This is a genomic window from Fibrobacter sp. UBA3629, assembly GCF_002374005.1.
Taxonomy (GTDB): Bacteria; Fibrobacterota; Fibrobacteria; order Fibrobacterales; family Fibrobacteraceae; genus Fibrobacter.
The window spans coordinates 36,382-55,044 of the sequence record NZ_DFLC01000040.1; the positions used below are offsets into that span (position 1 = coordinate 36,382).

The following is an 18,663-nucleotide window of genomic DNA, read 5'->3' on the forward strand; positions in this document are numbered from 1 at the left end:
GCAAATCAAAAAACTAGATTCGCATCGAGATGTCGAGAGCCTTCACGCTATGCGTTAGCGCACCGACAGAGATGTAATCGAGGCCGAGTGTCGCGATTTCCTTCGCGCGTTCGAGCGTCATGTTGCCCGAGCCTTCCACCAGGCACTTGTCTCCGCTTTCCTTGATAATCTTCAGGGCCTCGGCCATCATCTCGTTGCTCATGTTGTCAAGCATGATGACGTCTACGCCCTTGTTCAAAAGAGCGCGCAGCTGGTCGAAGTTTTCCACTTCCATCTCGACCATCAGGCCCTGCGTGTTGTTCTTCTTCACCACTTCGAGTGCTTCGAGAACGCCACCTGCAGCAGCGATGTGGTTGTCCTTCACCAGCACCATGTCAAAGAGGCCCATGCGGTGGTTGGAACCGCCACCCACGCGAACGGCATACTTCTGCAGCGTGCGGAATCCGGGAACCGTCTTGCGGGTATCGAGCACCTTCGTCTTGCCGCCCTTCAGGGCTTCCTGGAAGGTATGCGCGACCGTCGCAACGCCGGAAAGCTGCTGGATAAAGTTCAGGAGCGTACGCTCGCCCGTCAGAAGTTCATGCGTCGTGCCGTCCATTTCGGCAATCAGGTCGCCTTTCTTCACCACGTCGCCATCTTTCTTGTGGAGCGTCACCTTCACGTTCGCCTTCAGTTCCTGGAACACGAGTTCAATGACCGGGAGGCCCGCAAGCACGCCATCTTCTTTTGCAATCAGGCGGGCATGCTGCTTCTGGTCGGCAGGAATGGTCCATTCGCTCGTCACGTCGCCCGTGCGCACGTCTTCGGCAAGCGCGAGGCGAATCATCGTGAGAGCATCATTAACTGGGAATACCGGAGTGGAATTGTCTCCGTACATTATTGCGCTCCTTTACCGGTCAAGACAACGTAAACAGTACGCACCAATATCTGGAAATCCAGAAGCAGGCTCATGTTCTCGTAATAATACATGTCGTACTTCAGTTTTATCTGGACATCTTCGATGCTCGTATCGTAATGGTGACGCACCTGCGCCCAGCCCGTAAGGCCCGGCTTCATCTTGAGGCGGCTGATGTAGAACGGAATCTGTTCGCGAAGCTTGCTGATAAACACGGCACGTTCAGGGCGCGGGCCCACCATGCTCATGTCACCCTTCAAAACACAAAGAATCTGCGGCAGCTCGTCGATGCGGGTCTTGCGCAGGAACTTGCCGACCTTCGTAATGCGCGGGTCGTCCTTGGTGGCCCACTGGGCGCCGAACTTTTCGGCATCGGTACGCATGGTGCGGAACTTGTAGACCGTAAAGGGCTTGCCATACAGGCCGATGCGTTCCTGCGAATAGAAAACGGGGCCGTGGTCCTCGAGCTTGATGGCGATAGCCGCAAGCAGACAGACCGGCAAAGAACATATCCCAAGGAACGCTCCGAACAGCACATCGATAATGCGCTTCACCCGCACCTGCCAGGGCGGCATCGTAAACGCAAAAAGTTCCTGAAGTTCGAAACCATGGACCAAGTTCGCCTTGAACTGGCCATTCACCACGGGATAGAGTCCCGGTACAATATAAATATGAAGTTGAAGTTCGCAAATCCAGACGAGGACGCGCATAATCTCCTGCGGAGAAGAACTCTCATGCGCAATCACAATCCCATCCACACGGTGCTTTTTCACAAGCGCAGGGAGATCGGCATACTTGCCGAGTACGGGGAACCCGGCAAATTCATGATCCATCACCTGGTACCTTTCATCGACGAAGCCCACCACGCGCTGTCCAAAAGCCGGCGTGTTCTTGAGATCCTCGGCAATCTTCTTGCCCGCATCGGTAGCGCCAAGCACGAGGATGTTATTCGCGCCGTAGCCCAAACGAAGCAAGCCGCGCAGGCAGAAGTAAATGAACATGCGGAATCCGGCAACAAGCACCATGGCGAGGCCGCCGTAGATAAAAATCCACGGGAAGCGCGATCCGTACAAGTAGCCCTCGTTCAACGGCTGGTTGGCAAAGATCTTGCCTACAAACTCCGTTCCGAAAAGGCTGATGATAATAAGAACAACGCCTATCACCACCGCCCGCAACACGCGCAGAATCTGGTGCGTCCGCGACATCAGGAGCCATGAACGATAAAGCCCTGCGCAGGTAAACAAGACGAGCCATGCCACGTTCAGGATCAACCCCATGTTGGCGTAATCCGAGAAAAGCTTGGACGGGTCGTACTTGTCGGCAATCCAGCCGCTATGGAACTGGACCCAGAAAGCCAGCACAAAGCATATCGAAAGCGCCACGAAATCCGAAAGGATAACGAGAATGCGTTCCAATGTCGCAGCGCGTATCATAGCTATATCAAACTACAAAAAATGCAGTCCAGAAGGCCATCCGTTACGCGAGGAAGCGGATAACCTGGCTCTTTTCGACGATTTCGGGCAGAGCGTCGATGGCGTCCACCGCCTTCGAGGCCTTGCAGTCTAAAGTCTTTTCGGTGATGACCACGATGGAAACCTTGCCCGGGTCCTTCACGTTCTTCTGGATAATGGTTTCAATGGAAATGTTATTTTCGGCGAGGATGCTGGTAATCTTCGCGAGCACGCCGCAGGCGTCACGGGAAGTGAAGCGCAGGTAGTAGCGGGCGCTCGTCTCGGAAATAGGCACGAGAGTCGCGGAATTGTCGACGTTGAACCAGCCCATGGGGAGCGCCTTGCGGCTACCCTGGTCCACGGAGCGGGCCAAGGAAACGAGGTCGGCTACCACGGCAGAGGCGGTCGGGAGGCGGCCTGCACCGGCACCCGTCTGGACGGTCTCGCCCAGGTTGTCGCACTTGAGGTACACGGCATTAATCACGCCGTTCACGTTCGAGAGCAGGTTTTCGTTAGAGACAAAGCACGGATGCACGCGGGCGTCCACACGGTCGCCGTCGCGGTGGTAGATGCCAAGCAGCTTCACGCAGCAGCCAAGTTCCTTGGCAAATGCGATATCCTGGGCGGTAATCTTGGAAATGCCGGTCACGTGAATCTTCTCGAAATCCACACGCTTGCCGCTGCAGAGGCTGGCGAGCAGGGCCGTCTTGTGGGCGGAGTCGATACCTTCGATATCGAAGGTCGGGTCGGCTTCGGCAAAGCCGAGCTTCTGGGCGTCCTTCAGCACGACGTCGAAGTCGAGGCCTTCGTCAGCCATGCGGCTGAGAATGTAGTTGCAGGTGCCGTTGATGATGCAGCTCAGGTGTTCCACCGTAGAGCCCAACAGGCCTTCCTGGAGGCTACGGATTATAGGAATGCCACCGCCAACCGCGGCTTCGAACAGCACATGCAGGCCCTTTTCGGCTGCGAGCGGGAAAATCTCGTGGCCGTACTTGGCAAGGAGGGCCTTGTTCGCGGTCACCACATGCTTGCCGCTTTCGAGGGCAGCGAGAATCCACTTGCGCGGCATGTTGTAGCCGCCGGCCAGTTCAACGAGCACGTCGATATCGTTACCGGCAATCATCTCGTCGGCGTTGGTCGAAACCTTGTAGCCCTTCGCCTTGTACGGGGCGACTTCTTCTTCGGACTTCGCGCAGATGCATGCGAGTTCAAGTTCGACACCGAGCTTTTCCTTGTACTCGGCAATCTTCTGTTCAAGAATCTGAATGACACCGCCACCGACGGTTCCAGTACCAATTAAGCCAATACGCAGCATATTGCGTCTCCATTTTAAATTTTTCGGAGACATAATATAGAAAAAACGGCATGCCCCGTTCTACCGAACAAGCCCCTCCTTTTTTCACCGCCCGTTGGTAAAGGTTTGTTTACGTTCAAGAAATTTGCACATTTGTGTTTTTTCCTACCAAAACAAGCCAGGTGCATTTTTTTCTAAATTTTTACGCATGGAACAGGAAATATCCAATCCGGCAATCAGCAACCTGCTCAACGAGCAGAAGCTCAAGAACATTGTCTATCCGGCACGCCTCTTCAGGACGCGCCTCAACGAGGAATTCCTAAGGGCGAACCGCACCCGCAGGCCATTCCTGTTCATCAAGATTTACTCGCACCAGTACGACTTTTTCGGCTGGGGGAGCCCCTCGCGCACCGTCGAGCGTACCTGGCGCATCAGCGTGCTCACCATGTTCTCGCACCTCAGGTTTATCGATGTCCTCGGCTACCTTTCCGACAGCAGCGGTCTCGGCATCATCCTCCTGAATTCGGACCTTTCGACGCTCGAGTCCATCCGCAAGGAAATCCTCCACAAGCTGAACGACGCAGGCCTCATCCAGGCCCTCAGGCACAAGCCCAAGTCGCCCATCTTCAAGGCATATATCTACACCGGGCTCCAGGAGAAGGACAACCTGGAACTCGAGGACAAGATCAAGGACTTCAACAGCACGAACGGAAGCTTCTTCTCGCTCGAACGCCTGAACCTCGACCACATCTGGCAGCACCCGCACAAGATACGCTACCGCCACGTTGTGAAACGCATTACGGACATCGCCTGTTCGAGCCTCGCCCTGGTTGTCCTTTCCCCGCTGCTCCTGTTCTGTGCGCTCGCGGTAAAGATCAGCGACCACAAGGGACCGGTCATTTTCAAGCAAACGCGTGTGGGCCGCAACGGCAAACTGTTTACGATGTACAAGTTCCGAAGCATGTACGTGGATGCCGAAGAACGCAAAAAAGAATTGATGGCCCAGAACGAGACGGGCGGCAAGACGTTCAAGATGAAGAACGACCCACGCATCTATCCGTTCGGCCGCATCCTCCGCAAGTTCAGCCTCGACGAACTGCCGCAGCTCGTGAACATCATCAAGGGCGACATGTCCATCGTGGGCCCGCGCCCGCCGATCCCTTCCGAAGTGGCTGAATACGAACCCTGGCACCGCATGCGCCTGTCCGTGACGCCGGGCCTGACCTGCATCTGGCAGGTGAGCGGCCGCAGCAACATCTCGTTCGAAGGGCAGATGCGACTCGACAATGACTATATCCGCCGCGACGGCAAGCTCGGAGAAGACTTCAAGCTGATCCTCAAGACGTTCAAGGTCGTGTTCAAGGGCGAAGGAGCTTACTAATTAATTGATGATTGATAATTGATGATTGATAATTGATGGTTTCTGGGGTTGGGGAGTAAAAAGAAAGGATGTGTGTATGTTTAAGAAATCCCTGACAGCGGCCTCGGTCGCCCTTGCTGCAGCATCAATAGCTTCAGCCGCAAATATCACGGTAGATCCCGCCACCACGGCACAAAAGGTCGTGGGCTTCGGTGCAGGCGCCGCCTACTACCAGAGCTGGATTACCGCCATGAGCTCTTCGATGCAGAAGGACTTCTATGACACCGCTTTTAACGGTCTCAACCTCTCACTCCTCCGCATCGGCAACTGGAAGCAGGAAGACACCACAAGCATCTCCGCCGATGCCGCCATCGTGAAGGCTGGCAAGGAACGCCTCGGCAACCGCCTCAAGATCGAGATGTCCAGCTGGTCTGCACCGGGCAGGCTCAAGCCGAGTGGCAGCGTGAACGGAAACCAGGGCCATTCTAAGGCCGACAAGACACTCAAGACTTCGAACAGCGACCCGTACGGCAAGTTCGTCTACAGCGAATTCGCCGGCTGGTGGAAAAAGAGCCTGCAGGCCTACGCCACCGCGGGCATCACTCCCGATTACATCAGCCTGCAGAACGAACCCGACATGGAAGCCGATTACGAAGAAACCCTCTTCGAGCCTACCGAAAGCAACGGGATTGCCGGTTACAAGCAGGCGCTCCAGGCCGTACGCGATTCCATCAGCACGCTTGCAAACCCGCCGAAGATTATCGGCCCCGAACCGCTCGGTATCGGCTACAGCAACTTCGAAAAGTACGCAAAGGCGCTCGACGACAAGAACCTCGACGGCTACGCCTACCACCTGTACCATGCGGGTGACGGCAACGACAACTCCGGCACCAACTACCTGAATCCGGAAAACTTCCGCAAGGCGATGACCGCCATCGGCAAAAACTACGGCAGCGACAGCAAGCCCATCATCATGACGGAATTCTGCACCATGGAATCTGCCGTGCGCGAGCAGGACATGCTCGGCCTCGCCCACATTATGCAGGTCGGCTTCACGAGCGGCAAGCTCAACGCCTATATCGCCTGGGAGCTCTTCTGGGGTGAACAGAACGGCCAGCTCATCGGCGTTTGCCCGGGCGAAGGCTGGAGCAGCTGCAAGGAAGCCAAGCTCTACATCAACCCCGAATACCACGCCATGCGCCACTACTCGAAGTTCGTGAACCCGGGTTGGCGCGTCGTGAGCAGCACCGCCGACGGCAGCAACGTCTATGCAGCCGCCTTCCGTAGCGCTGACTGCGATTCCATCTCCGTTGTCGCCATCAACAAGGGCTCGGCCCAGAACCTGAACTTCTCCGTGAACGGCTACAACCCGGTCTACGCCGTGCAGTCTACCGAAAGCGGCGAAAAGAGCAAGACAGTCACCGCAGGCGCCATCATCGACGCCCCAGCAAAGTCCATCACCACGGTCGTGTTCACCACAAGCAACACGGCAGCGCTCCAGTGCGAAGACTCCCCCATCGACGACCCGTACATTGACCCCAACCAGAACTTCGGTGATTCTCTCGTGATTGTGGACTACGCGAACGAAACTTCTGCAGCGGGCTGGAAGAGCGACGAGACCCTCGGCAAGGTCACCTTCGAGACGACCGCGCTCGACGGAATTTCCAAGTACGTGAAGGTTCCGCTCGCCGGCTGCGCGCAGGACGACTGCGGCTACCAGCACGCCCTCTTCACAATCCCCGATGCAGCCGCAGTGAAGGAACCGCTTACCAAGTGCAAGGATCTCGTGTTCACCATGCGTAGCATCGACGCCGAAGACGCCTCCGTAAACATCGGCGGCGCGGGCGGCAGCACCTGGAGCAACTACCAGTACGGAAACACCGCCCCCGCGGGCTCCTGGGCCGAAGTATCCGTCCCGCTCGCAAACGAAATTGACTCGACCGGAGCCCCCTTCGGCTCCACGCAGCTCTCGTTCAACAGCGACAACGCGGGCATCTACATCGCAAAGATTGTCGCCACCGGCTGCGGCACCAACGCCATCAAGGGCATCCGTACGAACTTCGCCGCAAGCGACATGAATGCCGAAGCGAGGGTGTTCGACCTGAACGGAAACCTCCTCTGGAGCGGAATCAAGGGTCAGGCCCTGAACGCCGACGGAACTCTCCGCCTCGACCTCAAGAAGGGCATGTACATCGTGAAGACGAGCGCCTCGACCATCAAGACTGTGAAATAAGACACCTTCGGTGCATAAGAGAAACGCCTCCGCAAAAATGCGGGGGCGTCGCTGTTTAAAAAACGGATTTAAACGTCATTACCCTTCTTCGAGGGCTTCCTTGTACTCGTCGACAGTCGCGATATACTCGTCAATCTTGTCGTCCTTCGAATCCAGGTACGAAAGAATCTGGTCGAGGTGTTCCTTCTGGAAAACAGCCTTGAGCTGGCGGCTCGCATGGCCCTTGTAACCCCATTCCTTGAGGATTTCGTCGGTCACCACGAAGGAATCGTTCATGGAGACGAAGCGCATCGGTCCGTATACAGCCCAGTTGTGCTCCATCTGCATGCATTCCGGTTCAGGAAGGTCAGGATTCGCCATGTAGCGCTGGATATGGCGCGTGCGCACATCCTTGATCTTGTCGATGCGCATGTAGCCCATAATCAGGTACTTGTTGCGGAGTTCGGAATCGCTCAACCCCTCGTAACGGGTGCCGAACAGGATGTAACGGCTCTTCGCCTTCAAGATGGCATTAATCGCCTTCACATTGTAGCAGCTCATCAGGCCGTAGGTACTGGTCTCGTAGTTGGGCTCGTAGAGGAAGCCCTTTTCGTTTTCGTTCAGCTGGTCACGAACCGGCATTTCGGACTGATGGCTAGTTTCCACGTAAAGCAGGCTACCGGCGGCGTTACCACGGTAATCCTGCCAACCTTCGAGATTTATTTGTGTCTTCGGCATATTTTCAACTCACCTATGATAAAAAAAACACAAGCGGACCTAAACAGGTTCGTCAGTTACATCCGCAATCTACATTTTTATAGACTACAAGGCCACCGATTCAGCCGAAATTCCCTCAATTCCGAACAAAAACGCCCCTTTTTCAAAAAATTCGGCAGTATCTGAGGTCAAATAGGCCGTCTTTCCGCCCTTCGAGAGGCGGGCATCCATCTCCGGATGCCGTTTGAGGTAGTCGATTGTCTTGGCGGCAACAATATCCCCCTGGAAAACGAGCCGGACCTGCGGTGGCAGTGCGGCCCGAATTTCGGATTCCAGAAGCGGGTAATGCGTACATGCCAACAGGACTGCATCGATTTGCGGGTCGGATGCCATAAGCGCATCCACGTCCTTCTTCACGAAGAACCTAGCCCCCTCCGTCCCGCGCTCGCCGTTTTCCACAATCGGGACCCACATGGGGCAGGCATGCTGAGTCACCTTCAATTCCGGGAAAAAATGCCCGATTTCGATAAGGTAGCTTCCGGACGAGACGGTCCCCGCAGTTCCAAGCACGCCGATATGTCCTCCTCGGCTGAACTTCCCGATTTCCTCCGCAGTCGGCCGGACAATTCCAAGCACGCGCCTGTCAGGAAACTCGTACGGGAGGATATCCTGCTGTATGCTCCGGAGCGCCTTCGCCGATGCCGTATTGCACGCAAGAATCACGAGGGGGCAACCGCGGCTAAAGAGTTCGCGGACAGCCTGGAGCGTATAGCGGAAAATCGTTTCGAAAGTGCGCGAGCCATAAGGTGCACGCGCGTTGTCGCCCAGATAGACAAAATCGTATTCCGGCAGGACCCGTCTCAAATCCTTCAATATGGATAGGCCGCCAAAGCCGGAATCGAAGACGCCTATCATACGGCGGCCTCCATCCGTTCACGGACAACGTGCATCACGTCCTTGCGCGGGTCAAGCGTCCCCTTCTCGGCAGCAAGCGCCTTCACGTCCAGGGGTTCAAGAACCGTCGCCGTCACCTTGCAACGTGCGGAGCTCTTGCGGTGTTCCCAGGCAAAACCGGAACCCTTGATATAGATGGGGAGAATCGTCGCTTCGGTTTCGATGGCCAACCGGAACCCGCCGCTCTTGAACGGCACCATGTTCTCGTCCTTGCCACGCGTCCCTTCCGGGAAAATAAACAGCCTCGGGGCCTTCCCCTTCGCCATCGCTTCACGAATCAGGGCCGCGCCGCCGCCCTTTTCGCGGTTGATGAGCACGCACCCAATCCGGTGCATCCAGAACCCGAGGAAGGGAATAAAGCGGAGTTCCGCCTTCGCGATAAAGCCGATAGTGCGTTCGATGGCAAGGAAAATAATCGGGATGTCCGCATACGAATTGTGGTTTCCCATCACGAACACGGGGCGCGTCCAGTCGACCTTCGAAAGAATCGCCTGGTTCTCGACATCGAGGTCGATTTTCAGGACCTTCATGCAGAATCGCGCGAAGGCCTGGATTTTCTTGTCGACCCAAAGATTCACGCTGCGATGCCGGAAGAGGATAATAAAAGGCAAGACCAGCATGTGCAGGAACATGTAGGCAAGCACAAACAAGACCACTTTTATTTTGAACAAGATAAGAGGCATGAGACAACCTTGCGAAAAACCGGGCGTCCGAGGCAAGAACCGCGACTTCTTAAATTTCCGAAGCCGCCCCTTCCAGAAACGCCGTTTACAATATAATAAAAATAGGCAAGCCTCGGCTCGGGTAACTCCCACATAGTAAAGCCGACGTTCCTCATCAAGTTGCCGTTTTCGTTCCGCACGGTCGCCTTCGCAGGTTCCCGGCGTGAGCCCCTCGCCCAGTCCCGCATAAAAAACGACAGCATACTGCAACCCCTTGGAAGCATGAACCGTTTCTACATGGATGCCGTCCTCGACCGTCAAGCCCTCCCCGAGTTCGTCGCCCGCAACCGGGAGCCTTTCGTCACGCAGGGCCTCCTCGTAGTAGAGCCGCTGCCGGTTGTAACGCACAAGAATCGCGAAATTTTTCCACGAAAGGTCATAGGCCTCGCGAAGTTCCTTTATCTTGCAGACGATCCTGCACATTTCCTCCACCGGGTTTTCGCTTGTCCAAACTTCCGGTTCGCGGTTCTCCTTGAAAATCGGATTGCCGCCAGAGCCGTTCGAGTTTCCCGCACGCAGCACCTTCCGCAAGCGCAGCGGCTTGTTTTCGAAAATGCGATTCGCCAAGTGCAATATGTTCGAAGTCGAACGGTAATTCCATTCCAGGCGAATCAACGTGCTCTCCTTGAAGTCGTCGCAGAAACGGTTGATGTTCCCGATATCGGCCCCGCGGAATCCGTATATCGCCTGGTCGTCGTCGCCCACTACGAACAAACTTTTCCTGTCGCCGAGAAGCGCCTTGACCATCCGGTACTGCGACGGGTTGATATCCTGGTATTCATCCACAAGAATTTCCGTCCACATCGACTGGAAATGCGACCGCGCTTCCGCATCACCTTCCAGAAGTTGAATGGCAAGGTAGATCAGATCTTCGAACACCACACGGCCCGACTCAAGCACCGGTTCCCGGAGTTTCGAAAGCTTGCGCTTCAGCGAAACCGGGAGGCTGTCGTCAAAGAGCCTTTCGCGTTCGAGACTTCCCGACTTGATTCCCAGGCGGGCCGCCATATCCATGAATTCGCGCCCGGAACCATCCTGCGGCACGGGAGCCTCCCGCATCCCCACACGCTCGTAGGCCATGCGTCCACCGATTTTCTGGCGCAGCATGAACAGCGCAAGCGAATGGAAAGTGCAGAGCCGTACCGCCGCATCCGGAAACAGCTTCTGCACGCGTTCGCGCATCTCGGCAGCGGCCTTCGCCGTAAAAGTCAACGCAAGGATATTTTCAGGCTTTACGCCCGACGCAATCCGGTACTGGATTCGCTTCGTCAGCACGGATGTTTTTCCCGAACCAGCTCCCGCCAAAATCAAGAGTTGCGCGCCCGACTCATGGTCATGTAAAACCGCCGCACGCTGGTCGGAATTGAGACCTTGCAAGATGCCCTCGGCATCCATAGTAACCTCTGGAAAGCGGACGCCCCCTCGGCATCCGCGCTATCTACAAAAGCAGGGACGGCTATCCCTGACGGCCTTGAGCGTCCGCCCCTCTTCCCAAGAGGAACACGAACGCCCCAAACAAACTCAAGAGCAGGCTCACGAAATACGCAAGCAGCTGGATCACTACCGATTCGAGACTCGCCACGCCGGCACGAGCAAACAGCGACTGCGCCAGGAGTTCACGGGGCCCGAATCCGCCGATGGATATCGGGAGCGCACTCACGATGGCGACCAGCGGGATGTAGTAGAAATACCACGAAATCGAAAGCGCCACCCCTACGGCCAGGCCGCAGTAGAAGTGGACAAAGATGCGTAACGACTGCGTCACAAGCGACAAGAACGAAATCTGCCACCACAGCTTGACCGAACGGAAATGCTGGAAGCGTTCGAACATGTGGACAAGCCTATCCCCGAACCTCTGCGGCAGGAACTTCGAGATAACCCGCGTCAAGAGCCGCCCGAGACGGCGACTGCAAAGGCAGGCGAACATGGCGCAGAAGCCAAGGAATATCCAAATCGACGGCCAGATAAACGCCCGCTGAGCCTCGTCATGGACAAAGAACAGGGCTCCCATCGCAAGGGCAAACAAAGTAACAAAGAAGAGGCCAAAGAGACGATCGAAAACCGTCGCGGTGAACCCGGCCCCCACGCTATCCTGCCCGCCCTGCATACGGATATCGTAGACCTTCTTCACGTCGCCGCCCACGTTGCCGGGCATGAAGTTGTTGAAGAAGAGGCCCACGTAATAAAGCTTAAGCAGATGCCCATAGCCCAAGTGCACCCCCTGCCGTTCCAGGAGCAGCTTCCACTGGAGGCAGGCCGTAAAGTTCGAAGCGGCAAGGCAGACAAGCGCAAGCACGAACGGGAGCAAGCTTTCCCTCGAAAACAGCCTGTACAGGTCGCCGATGTCCCAGTCCGGGGAACTTACGATGTTCCTATAGACAAAGTACGCAGGGACAAGCGTCACCACGAGCTTGAGCGCAAAGACCAGCGCCGATTTTATTTTGGGATTGAGAGCCATGGGATCCTAGGGCTTGCGGCCAATCACCCCGATGGAAAGCTGCGTGTAGTGCATTACCGGCACGGAGACAAGCGCATCGAGCAAGGCATCCTTCGCCTTCTGGTAGGCCGTACCGTTCAGCGGATACTTCGGAAGCTCGATTCCGAACTTGAACCCGAGTTCGCGCAGCATGCGGTAAAAGAGGTTCGGGCGCATCCAGTCGCCGTAGGCGTACTCGCACTTGAACCCGGCATCCTTCATGAGTTTCTTCAGCTGCGGCATGGTGAACTGCTTTTCCCACCCGGCGAACCACTTGTCCATCGCAATCAGGATATGCTTGATAACCGTATAGGGGTGGACCGTCTGCGGCACATCGCAAAGGCAACAGCCGCCATGCTTAAGGATGCGGTAATTTTCCCGGATGAGCGGGAGCGAATCCTTGAAGTGTTCGGCCAGTCCCTGATGAAACACCAGGTCAAACGTGTTGTCCGGGAACGGAGCCTTGAACGCATCGCCGCGTACGAGCTTCAAATTGTCGTAAAGGTTTTCCTTAGCACGGAGCGCGTCAACAATCTTCAAACTGTTTTCTGCAAAGTCAAGAACATACACGTCGGCGCCCAACCGAGCAAGCTCCGCGCTGTCGCGGCCAGTGCCCGCGCCCACCTCGAGCACCTTGAGACCTTCGAGTTTAAAATTCTTCTTTATAGCATGCAGCACAGACGGAGACGAAGGGTACACCTTGTTCATGTCGTTCTTGCGCTGCCAAAAACGGTTCCATACAGATTGATCGGGTTCTCTAATTGACATAACGCGCAAAATATACGAAAAAAGAAACAGGGAAACGACCCCGCAACGGCCAAGCAAAGCCCAGGCGGAGCTTTCACGGTCACTTTTCGAAACATAATTTTACAAAAATCATGACATTTGTTAAATTTAATGACAAATAATTCAACATTTTAGGAGAAACACTCGCCTTTTCAGGCAAAAAGCGGACTTGGACCAAAATTTTACACTTTTGGCACGCAACTTGCTAATAAAAAAAGCGATATTTAAAGGGCAAGGAAAGAAAATGCATATAGACTCTACCGATACTACCCTCAAACGTTACCTTGAAGACATCAGAAGAACTGCCCCCCTCTCCCGCGACGAGGAGCAGATCCTTTTCCAGAAAGCTAAAGAAGGTGACAAGATTGCCCGCAAGAAACTGATTTCCGCGAACATGCGTTTCGTGCTGAAGGTCGCTATCCAGTACCGCGGCTGTCCCATCCCGCTCCCGGACCTGGTGAGCGAAGGCGCCATGGGCCTCGTGCGCGCCATCGAATCGTTCGAACACACCCGCGGCCTCAAGTTCATCAGCTACGGCGTTTGGTGGATCAAGGCCTACATCACCCGCGCCATCAACGAGCAGGGTAACCTCATCCGCCTGCCGGCAAACCAGCACCTCCGCGTGCGTAAGGCTTTGCACGAGCAGTCCCGCGGCAAGGAAATCAACGAGGAAATCCGCGAGCTCATCCAGATCGGCCAGCGCGGCGTCTCTTTCGACAGCCCGCTGAAGGCAGACTCCAAGGCGACCTACGCCGAAGTGCTGCCCGACACCGGAGCCTCGAACCCGGAAGCGGATTCCGAAATCCAGAGCGTCGAGGCGCTCGCACGCGACTTGATGGAGCAGCTCCCCGAACGCGAAGCGAAGGTCATTACCGGCATCTTCGGCATCAACCAAGAAGCTCCGCAGACGCTTCGTGAAGTGGGCGAATCCATGAACATCTCCCATGAACGCGTCCGCCAGTTGCGCGACCAGGCACTCCGCCGCATCCGCAAGTACAACAGCAAGGAATTCCTGCAAGAAAAGAAGGATGCGTTCCTCGCCGCAATCAACAAGTAACCGACGATTACAAGCCTTTTAAGAGCCCGCGCAAGCGGGCTTTTTTATGAGACTAGGGAGGGGTTCGCACGACGGCCCCTCCCTAAGACCCACCCGACACGCACCTAACTGCATTCGCATTTAGGTGCTCGTGCACACCTTCGGTGTGCATGAAAAAAAGAAAGCGCCCCGTGAGGGGCACTTTCCTAAGAAGGAGAAAATATTGAGCGGTATCCGGAACCTTTAACTTATCAGGAGGGGAGCAATGATAACGTCTTGTGAGGATTTACCCTTCAACCAATCTCAACGAATCCAAATTTATCAAATTTTCTTTATGCGCGTTCTTCCAAAATGCTTATTTTTTTAGCATTCCTTCATCACGTTTTTTTCCGCAACAAAATCCAGCGCGAGGGGCTTTATTCCTCGCGGAAAATGATCTTGCACTTCGGCACAAAGCGGAAGCCACCGCGACGATGGCGTTCGATCTCGAAGAACTTCTTGACACCTTCGCCAGGCGCCCCATCCTTCTCAGCCGTGCCGTTGATATGCGCAATGACGCGGTTCAACCGGCTTTCGAAGTTCGGACGCAGGGGGTCCATGCAAATGGACGGGTCGCGCTTGAATTCACGGTTCTCGTATTCCTCGCGGCCTGTCGCCATATATTCGCGCAGGAGGTTGCGCAGGATGCGGGCGGGAACGTTGCGCATCAGGTGCTTGTTGTTTACCGAGATGGAATCGTCGCTCTTGTAGTAGATGACTTCAACGGAATCACTCATAGCGCCGAGAAGCTGTTCCTGCGCCTTCTGAATCGGCTGCCAGGCCGCGAATTCCTGCTTGACCACGGAACTCATCAGCTTGAGGAACGGTTCCTGCGTAATGACATTCGCCTTGAACCGGACATCCAGGATGTTGCTCGGAGTGCCATAGTAGCAGCCCTTGCGGAGCAGGAGCGTATTCGTCTTCGCATCGCGGACATCTTCCAGCGCAAGGACGCAGCCTACCTCGCGTTCAGGCTTGTTTTCCCATTCGAAGCCGAGTTCATCAAGGCAATCACCGAAGGTAGCAGTCCGTCCCACTAGGCGGTCTCCGACAAAGACGTTTCCATCGCGCATTTCTGCCGGGACACGATTTTCGAGAGCTTCAATAAAGGAGGTCTGGGTCGCAATGATATCCATCTGTTCGTACGCGGGCGTGTTAAGCAGAAGCGGGCCCACGCGGAACATTCCAAGAATCCAGCGAATGGGGTTAGAAACCAAGGCGCCTGGAGTCTCAAAGCGGAAGGAGATGTGCATGTTGCGCATGTCACTTTCTACTTTGTCGGACAGCACCGAGAAATGCGTCAGGAACGGATAACGCTTGGGAATAATCTCGAGGCAAAGGGCTCGAACATCCTTGGTCTGGTAGAACTGGGAAATGAAAGGCAGGTAAGAACGCAGCACTCCACGTGCGGGAACCGCTTCAAAGTCGGCGCAACGTTTTACAATTCTTTCCACGAAATCATCGGGGTTTTCGCCACGGTCATAGAGCCAGGACACCAGGTTATCCAAGATAAACCGGTAAGAACTCTCGTCCATGTAGGCACCCTCAAAGAAGAGGTCGTTCACGAGCTTCGTGTCGAAACGAGAATCGCGACGGAGCAGGGTCAAGATATCTTTCACCGGATACGATATCAACAGCTCAAAGTGCGCCAGTTGAACAAAGAAATTCGAGATCAAGGTTATCCTCCGTTTTGGATAGAAATCTTCCAATTAAAGATTTCGACTACAATTTACAAAAAAATAGACTTTTGCAAGCCGATTTGGTTATATTTGGCTCATGAAATCCGCTAAAATACACCTTTTGCCGGATGAAATCATCAACAAGATTGCGGCAGGCGAGGTAATAGAACGCCCGGCTTCGGCTGTAAAAGAGCTCATGGAGAACTCCATTGACGCTGGCGCTACCCGTATACAGGTGCAAATCGAGCAAGGCGGGAAAAAGAAAATCCTCGTTTCGGACAATGGAAAGGGAATGGACCGAGAAGACCTCCGGCTATGCTACCTGAGGCACACGACTTCCAAGCTGAACAAGGCTGACGACCTGTTCCACCTCCATACGAACGGATTCCGTGGAGAGGCAGTGGCGTCCATCGCCGCCATTTCTAAAATGACCATTTCCACCAGCACCGACAGCGGCGAGGGCGGAAGGCTCATCATCAAGGGCGGAAACGTCGAAGGCGAGGAGGATTACGCCTCGAGCCACGGGACGACATTCCTCATCGAGGACCTGTTTTTCAACACTCCCGTCCGCAGGACCTTCCTCGGAAGCGAGACCTCGGAGTGCACCAAGATTCTCGACGTCGTGCTGAAAGCGGCCATCGCGCACCCCGAAATTCGATTTGACTACAAGGTCGGGGACAAGTCCGTGTTCATCGGGGTTCCCGGCGAACTGCGCAGCCGCCTTGCCGAAGCCATAGGTTCGGGAATCGCAAAGAAGCTCTTGCCCGTCGACTATACCGAAGCGGGAGTCCACGTAACGGGGTACATTTCCCCAACGACCGAAACGAACGGCAAACGCCACCACCAGTTCCTATTCCTGCGCAACCGGCCTATCGAAAGCAAGATGATTGCGAAGGCGGTCTCGCAGGCCTACGAGCCCTACGGAGCGCAGGTCAAGCCCGTTTCCGTCCTCTTCCTCGACATGCCCGATACGGATTTTGACGTGAACGTGCATCCCGCCAAGCGCGAAGTCCGATTTGCGAACCAGAACATCGTCTTCCTCGTCGTAAGCCACGCCATTCGCGACACGTTCCAAAAAGATTTGGAAGCCAACTCCCCGTTCATCGACCTGAGCGAAGAATTCAAGAGTGATGCCAAAAGCGAACAAACTTTGTCCACAACCGCGGCTGGCAGTCCGACGGACAGCGTCCCCCAAAAAGCGACACATTCGCAATACCAGATTCCGGCCTTTAGCGCAAGCCTGAACGAAAGAAAGAAGGCAAAATCCTACAATACGCGCGACGACGTGCAGGACCTGTTTTCTCAGCCCGAAGCAGGGAAAATCATTTCGCTTGAGCCCAGCGCCGGGAACGTCCCGCCTCCGGAACCGGAGCCTGCAGCATGGAATCCGCCGACGCTTTTCCAGATTGCGGACACCTACATCGCAGGCGAAGATAGCGACGGCCTTTTGATTATCGACCAACACGCCGCCCACACAAGAATCCTTTACGAGCAGGCGCTCGAAACCCTGCAAAACGGCAGTTCGCTCGACAGCCAGGAACTCCTGTTCCCCGAACTCATCGAACTTTCCAAAATCGAGAAACAGATTCTCCCTTCCGTAAACGACCAACTCCGGAAGCTCGGATTCTACGTGGAGCATTTCGGAGGCGACACCTACCAGATCCGCGCCATCCCGAGCGGGCTTCCGCTTTCGAGAGCGGTCAAGGCGGTCCACCAGTTTTTCGAAAGCTGCATAGACGAAGGCGACAAGGGCGACCCGCTCAAGATTCAGGATTCGATAGCCAAGGCCTGGGCCCGCACCAACGCCTATCAGGCAGGCGACAAGCTCAAGCCCGAAGAAATGGCAGCACTGATGGGGCAGCTGATGATTACGGAAAATCCCCTCAAGTCCCCTTACGGAGCGCCGACCCTCATGCGCATTACGCTAGAGGAGCTCGCCAAGAAATTCAGACATTAGTTTTTCGGGGGAGAGCCCTTTCGAGAGCCGTTCCCGAAGCCTGCTCGCAAGCGCCCGCGCATCTTGCCGAGCGCACGATTCCAGAGCATTTGCCACAGCCTGTGCCGAAGCCGAACGGTTCTCGTTTCGGCTGTCGAAATAAAGTTCCGGGACCTGCATGCCACCGGACAAAATGTTCGGCAAGGCAAAAAGATCCGTCTTCACGAAATGCTTCCCGACAAAGTATGTCAGCGAATCCAGGACGTCGCATACAACCTCCGGCGTTCCCGAAAGCGCGATTTCGAGGGACCCCGTCCCCGGGGCAGTCAAAGCAAGGGAGAAACGCGCAAAGAAAGTTCCACGTTCATCGGCCGATGACGGCGCCACCGCCACAGAAATCCGATCCTTGACATCGCCCGGGGCATATCGTAGAAGCATGCTTTCGAATGCCTTTGCCAGCGAAGGCCGCGACGCAAGTACAACCGCATTTCGATGCGGATGCTTCAGGAGCCAAAGCGACGCCGATGCAACAAACAGCGGCATGTTGCGCTGCGCCTGCCGTTTGCGGCTGCCCGGCAGCAGCAAGAGAGCGCCGTTGCGCTCTGCCGAAATCCTTCCCGTGAACGGGAATTCAAGGATTTCGGCACGGCAACCCTGCTGCGCGTAAAAGTCGCGTTCAAAATCAAAGAGTACCGCAAGTTTCGCATGGCGCAGTTTTTTCGCCCTGGACCGTTTCCAAGCCCACACCTGGGGCGGTGCCACATAGAGAACCGGTTTCCCGCATCGCTGCGCCACCCGGTTCAATTCCATATTGAATCCAGGATAGTCGATAGCGACAAGAGCAATGCAATCCTTGTCCAAAAGGGCTTCTGCAAGGCGATCGCGCATGCGACGCAAACGCACAAGGTGCGGGATCACATCGCCAAATCCAGAAACCGGGAGCAGCTCATAGTTCACAATCGGTTCAAGCCCTGCCGATTGCATGCGCACTCCCCCCGCACCCACCACGCGAAAGCCTAATTTCACCGTCTCACGAACTAACGGAGCTCCAAGCGAATCGCCCGAATCTTCGCCCGCGCAAAAAAGGACGTAGGCCATGGGTGTTC

Annotated in this window: 14 protein-coding genes; 4 read left to right on the forward strand and 10 right to left on the reverse strand. The window is 55.5% G+C overall.

What is annotated here, in order from left to right; all coding sequences use genetic code 11:
* Positions 1-13: 13 nt before the first annotated feature.
* The 3 genes from nadC to B2310_RS12005 are packed head-to-tail and all read right to left on the reverse strand — an operon-like array spanning position 14 to position 3,661.
* Complete coding sequence (nadC, locus tag B2310_RS11995; RefSeq protein WP_173382272.1) at positions 14-877, reverse strand: carboxylating nicotinate-nucleotide diphosphorylase; 864 nt, start codon at positions 875-877, stop codon at positions 14-16.
* Complete coding sequence (locus tag B2310_RS12000; RefSeq protein WP_173382273.1) at positions 877-2,328, reverse strand: sugar transferase; 1,452 nt, start codon at positions 2,326-2,328, stop codon at positions 877-879. Before B2310_RS12000 ends, nadC begins: the two co-directional genes overlap by 1 nt.
* Positions 2,329-2,371: 43 nt before the next feature.
* A complete protein-coding gene (locus tag B2310_RS12005; protein ID WP_173382274.1) occupies positions 2,372-3,661 on the reverse strand; it encodes a homoserine dehydrogenase in 1,290 nt (429 codons plus the stop codon).
* Positions 3,662-3,848: 187 nt separating this feature from the next.
* Between B2310_RS12005 and B2310_RS12010 the strand changes: the two genes are divergently transcribed.
* Complete coding sequence (locus B2310_RS12010; protein ID WP_173365310.1) at positions 3,849-5,021, forward strand: sugar transferase; 1,173 nt, start codon at positions 3,849-3,851, stop codon at positions 5,019-5,021.
* A gap of 76 nt (positions 5,022-5,097) precedes the next feature.
* Positions 5,098-7,233, forward strand: a complete 2,136-nt coding sequence (locus B2310_RS12015; protein WP_290731953.1) for a glycosyl hydrolase — start codon at positions 5,098-5,100, stop codon at positions 7,231-7,233.
* A 78-nt stretch (positions 7,234-7,311) separates the two neighbouring features.
* Here B2310_RS12015 and B2310_RS12020 read toward each other — a convergent pair whose 3' ends face one another.
* From B2310_RS12020 to B2310_RS12040, 5 genes are all read right to left on the reverse strand, one after another.
* Complete coding sequence (locus tag B2310_RS12020) at positions 7,312-7,950, reverse strand: hypothetical protein (protein WP_173365308.1); 639 nt, start codon at positions 7,948-7,950, stop codon at positions 7,312-7,314.
* Positions 7,951-8,034: 84 nt separating this feature from the next.
* On the reverse strand, positions 8,035-8,844 hold the full coding sequence (gene murI / locus B2310_RS12025) for a glutamate racemase (RefSeq protein ID WP_290723415.1): 810 nt from the start codon (positions 8,842-8,844) through the stop codon (positions 8,035-8,037).
* Positions 8,841-11,000, reverse strand: a complete 2,160-nt coding sequence (locus B2310_RS12030; protein WP_290731956.1) for a UvrD-helicase domain-containing protein — start codon at positions 10,998-11,000, stop codon at positions 8,841-8,843. The genes murI and B2310_RS12030 overlap by 4 nt, the downstream gene beginning before the upstream one ends.
* A gap of 61 nt (positions 11,001-11,061) precedes the next feature.
* A complete protein-coding gene (locus tag B2310_RS12035; RefSeq protein WP_173382276.1) occupies positions 11,062-12,063 on the reverse strand; it encodes a lysylphosphatidylglycerol synthase transmembrane domain-containing protein in 1,002 nt (333 codons plus the stop codon).
* Positions 12,064-12,069: 6 nt separating this feature from the next.
* Entirely contained in the window at positions 12,070-12,849 is a 780-nt protein-coding gene (locus B2310_RS12040) for a class I SAM-dependent methyltransferase (protein WP_173365307.1), read from the reverse strand.
* Between the two features lie 262 nt (positions 12,850-13,111).
* Here B2310_RS12040 and B2310_RS12045 point away from each other — a divergent pair, with 262 nt between their 5' ends.
* A complete protein-coding gene (locus B2310_RS12045; RefSeq protein WP_173365306.1) occupies positions 13,112-13,924 on the forward strand; it encodes a sigma-70 family RNA polymerase sigma factor in 813 nt (270 codons plus the stop codon).
* Between the two features lie 395 nt (positions 13,925-14,319).
* On the opposite strand, the gene B2310_RS12050 is transcribed toward B2310_RS12045, so the two are convergent.
* Positions 14,320-15,618, reverse strand: a complete 1,299-nt coding sequence (locus B2310_RS12050; protein ID WP_173365305.1) for a hypothetical protein — start codon at positions 15,616-15,618, stop codon at positions 14,320-14,322.
* Positions 15,619-15,718: 100 nt separating this feature from the next.
* Here B2310_RS12050 and mutL point away from each other — a divergent pair, with 100 nt between their 5' ends.
* A complete protein-coding gene (gene mutL / locus B2310_RS12055) occupies positions 15,719-17,578 on the forward strand; it encodes a DNA mismatch repair endonuclease MutL (RefSeq protein ID WP_290723423.1) in 1,860 nt (619 codons plus the stop codon).
* On the opposite strand, the gene B2310_RS12060 is transcribed toward mutL, so the two are convergent.
* Complete coding sequence (locus B2310_RS12060; protein WP_290731961.1) at positions 17,546-18,655, reverse strand: lipid-A-disaccharide synthase; 1,110 nt, start codon at positions 18,653-18,655, stop codon at positions 17,546-17,548. The two genes, mutL and B2310_RS12060, sit on opposite strands and share 33 nt — an antisense overlap.
* Positions 18,656-18,663 lie beyond the last annotated feature (8 nt).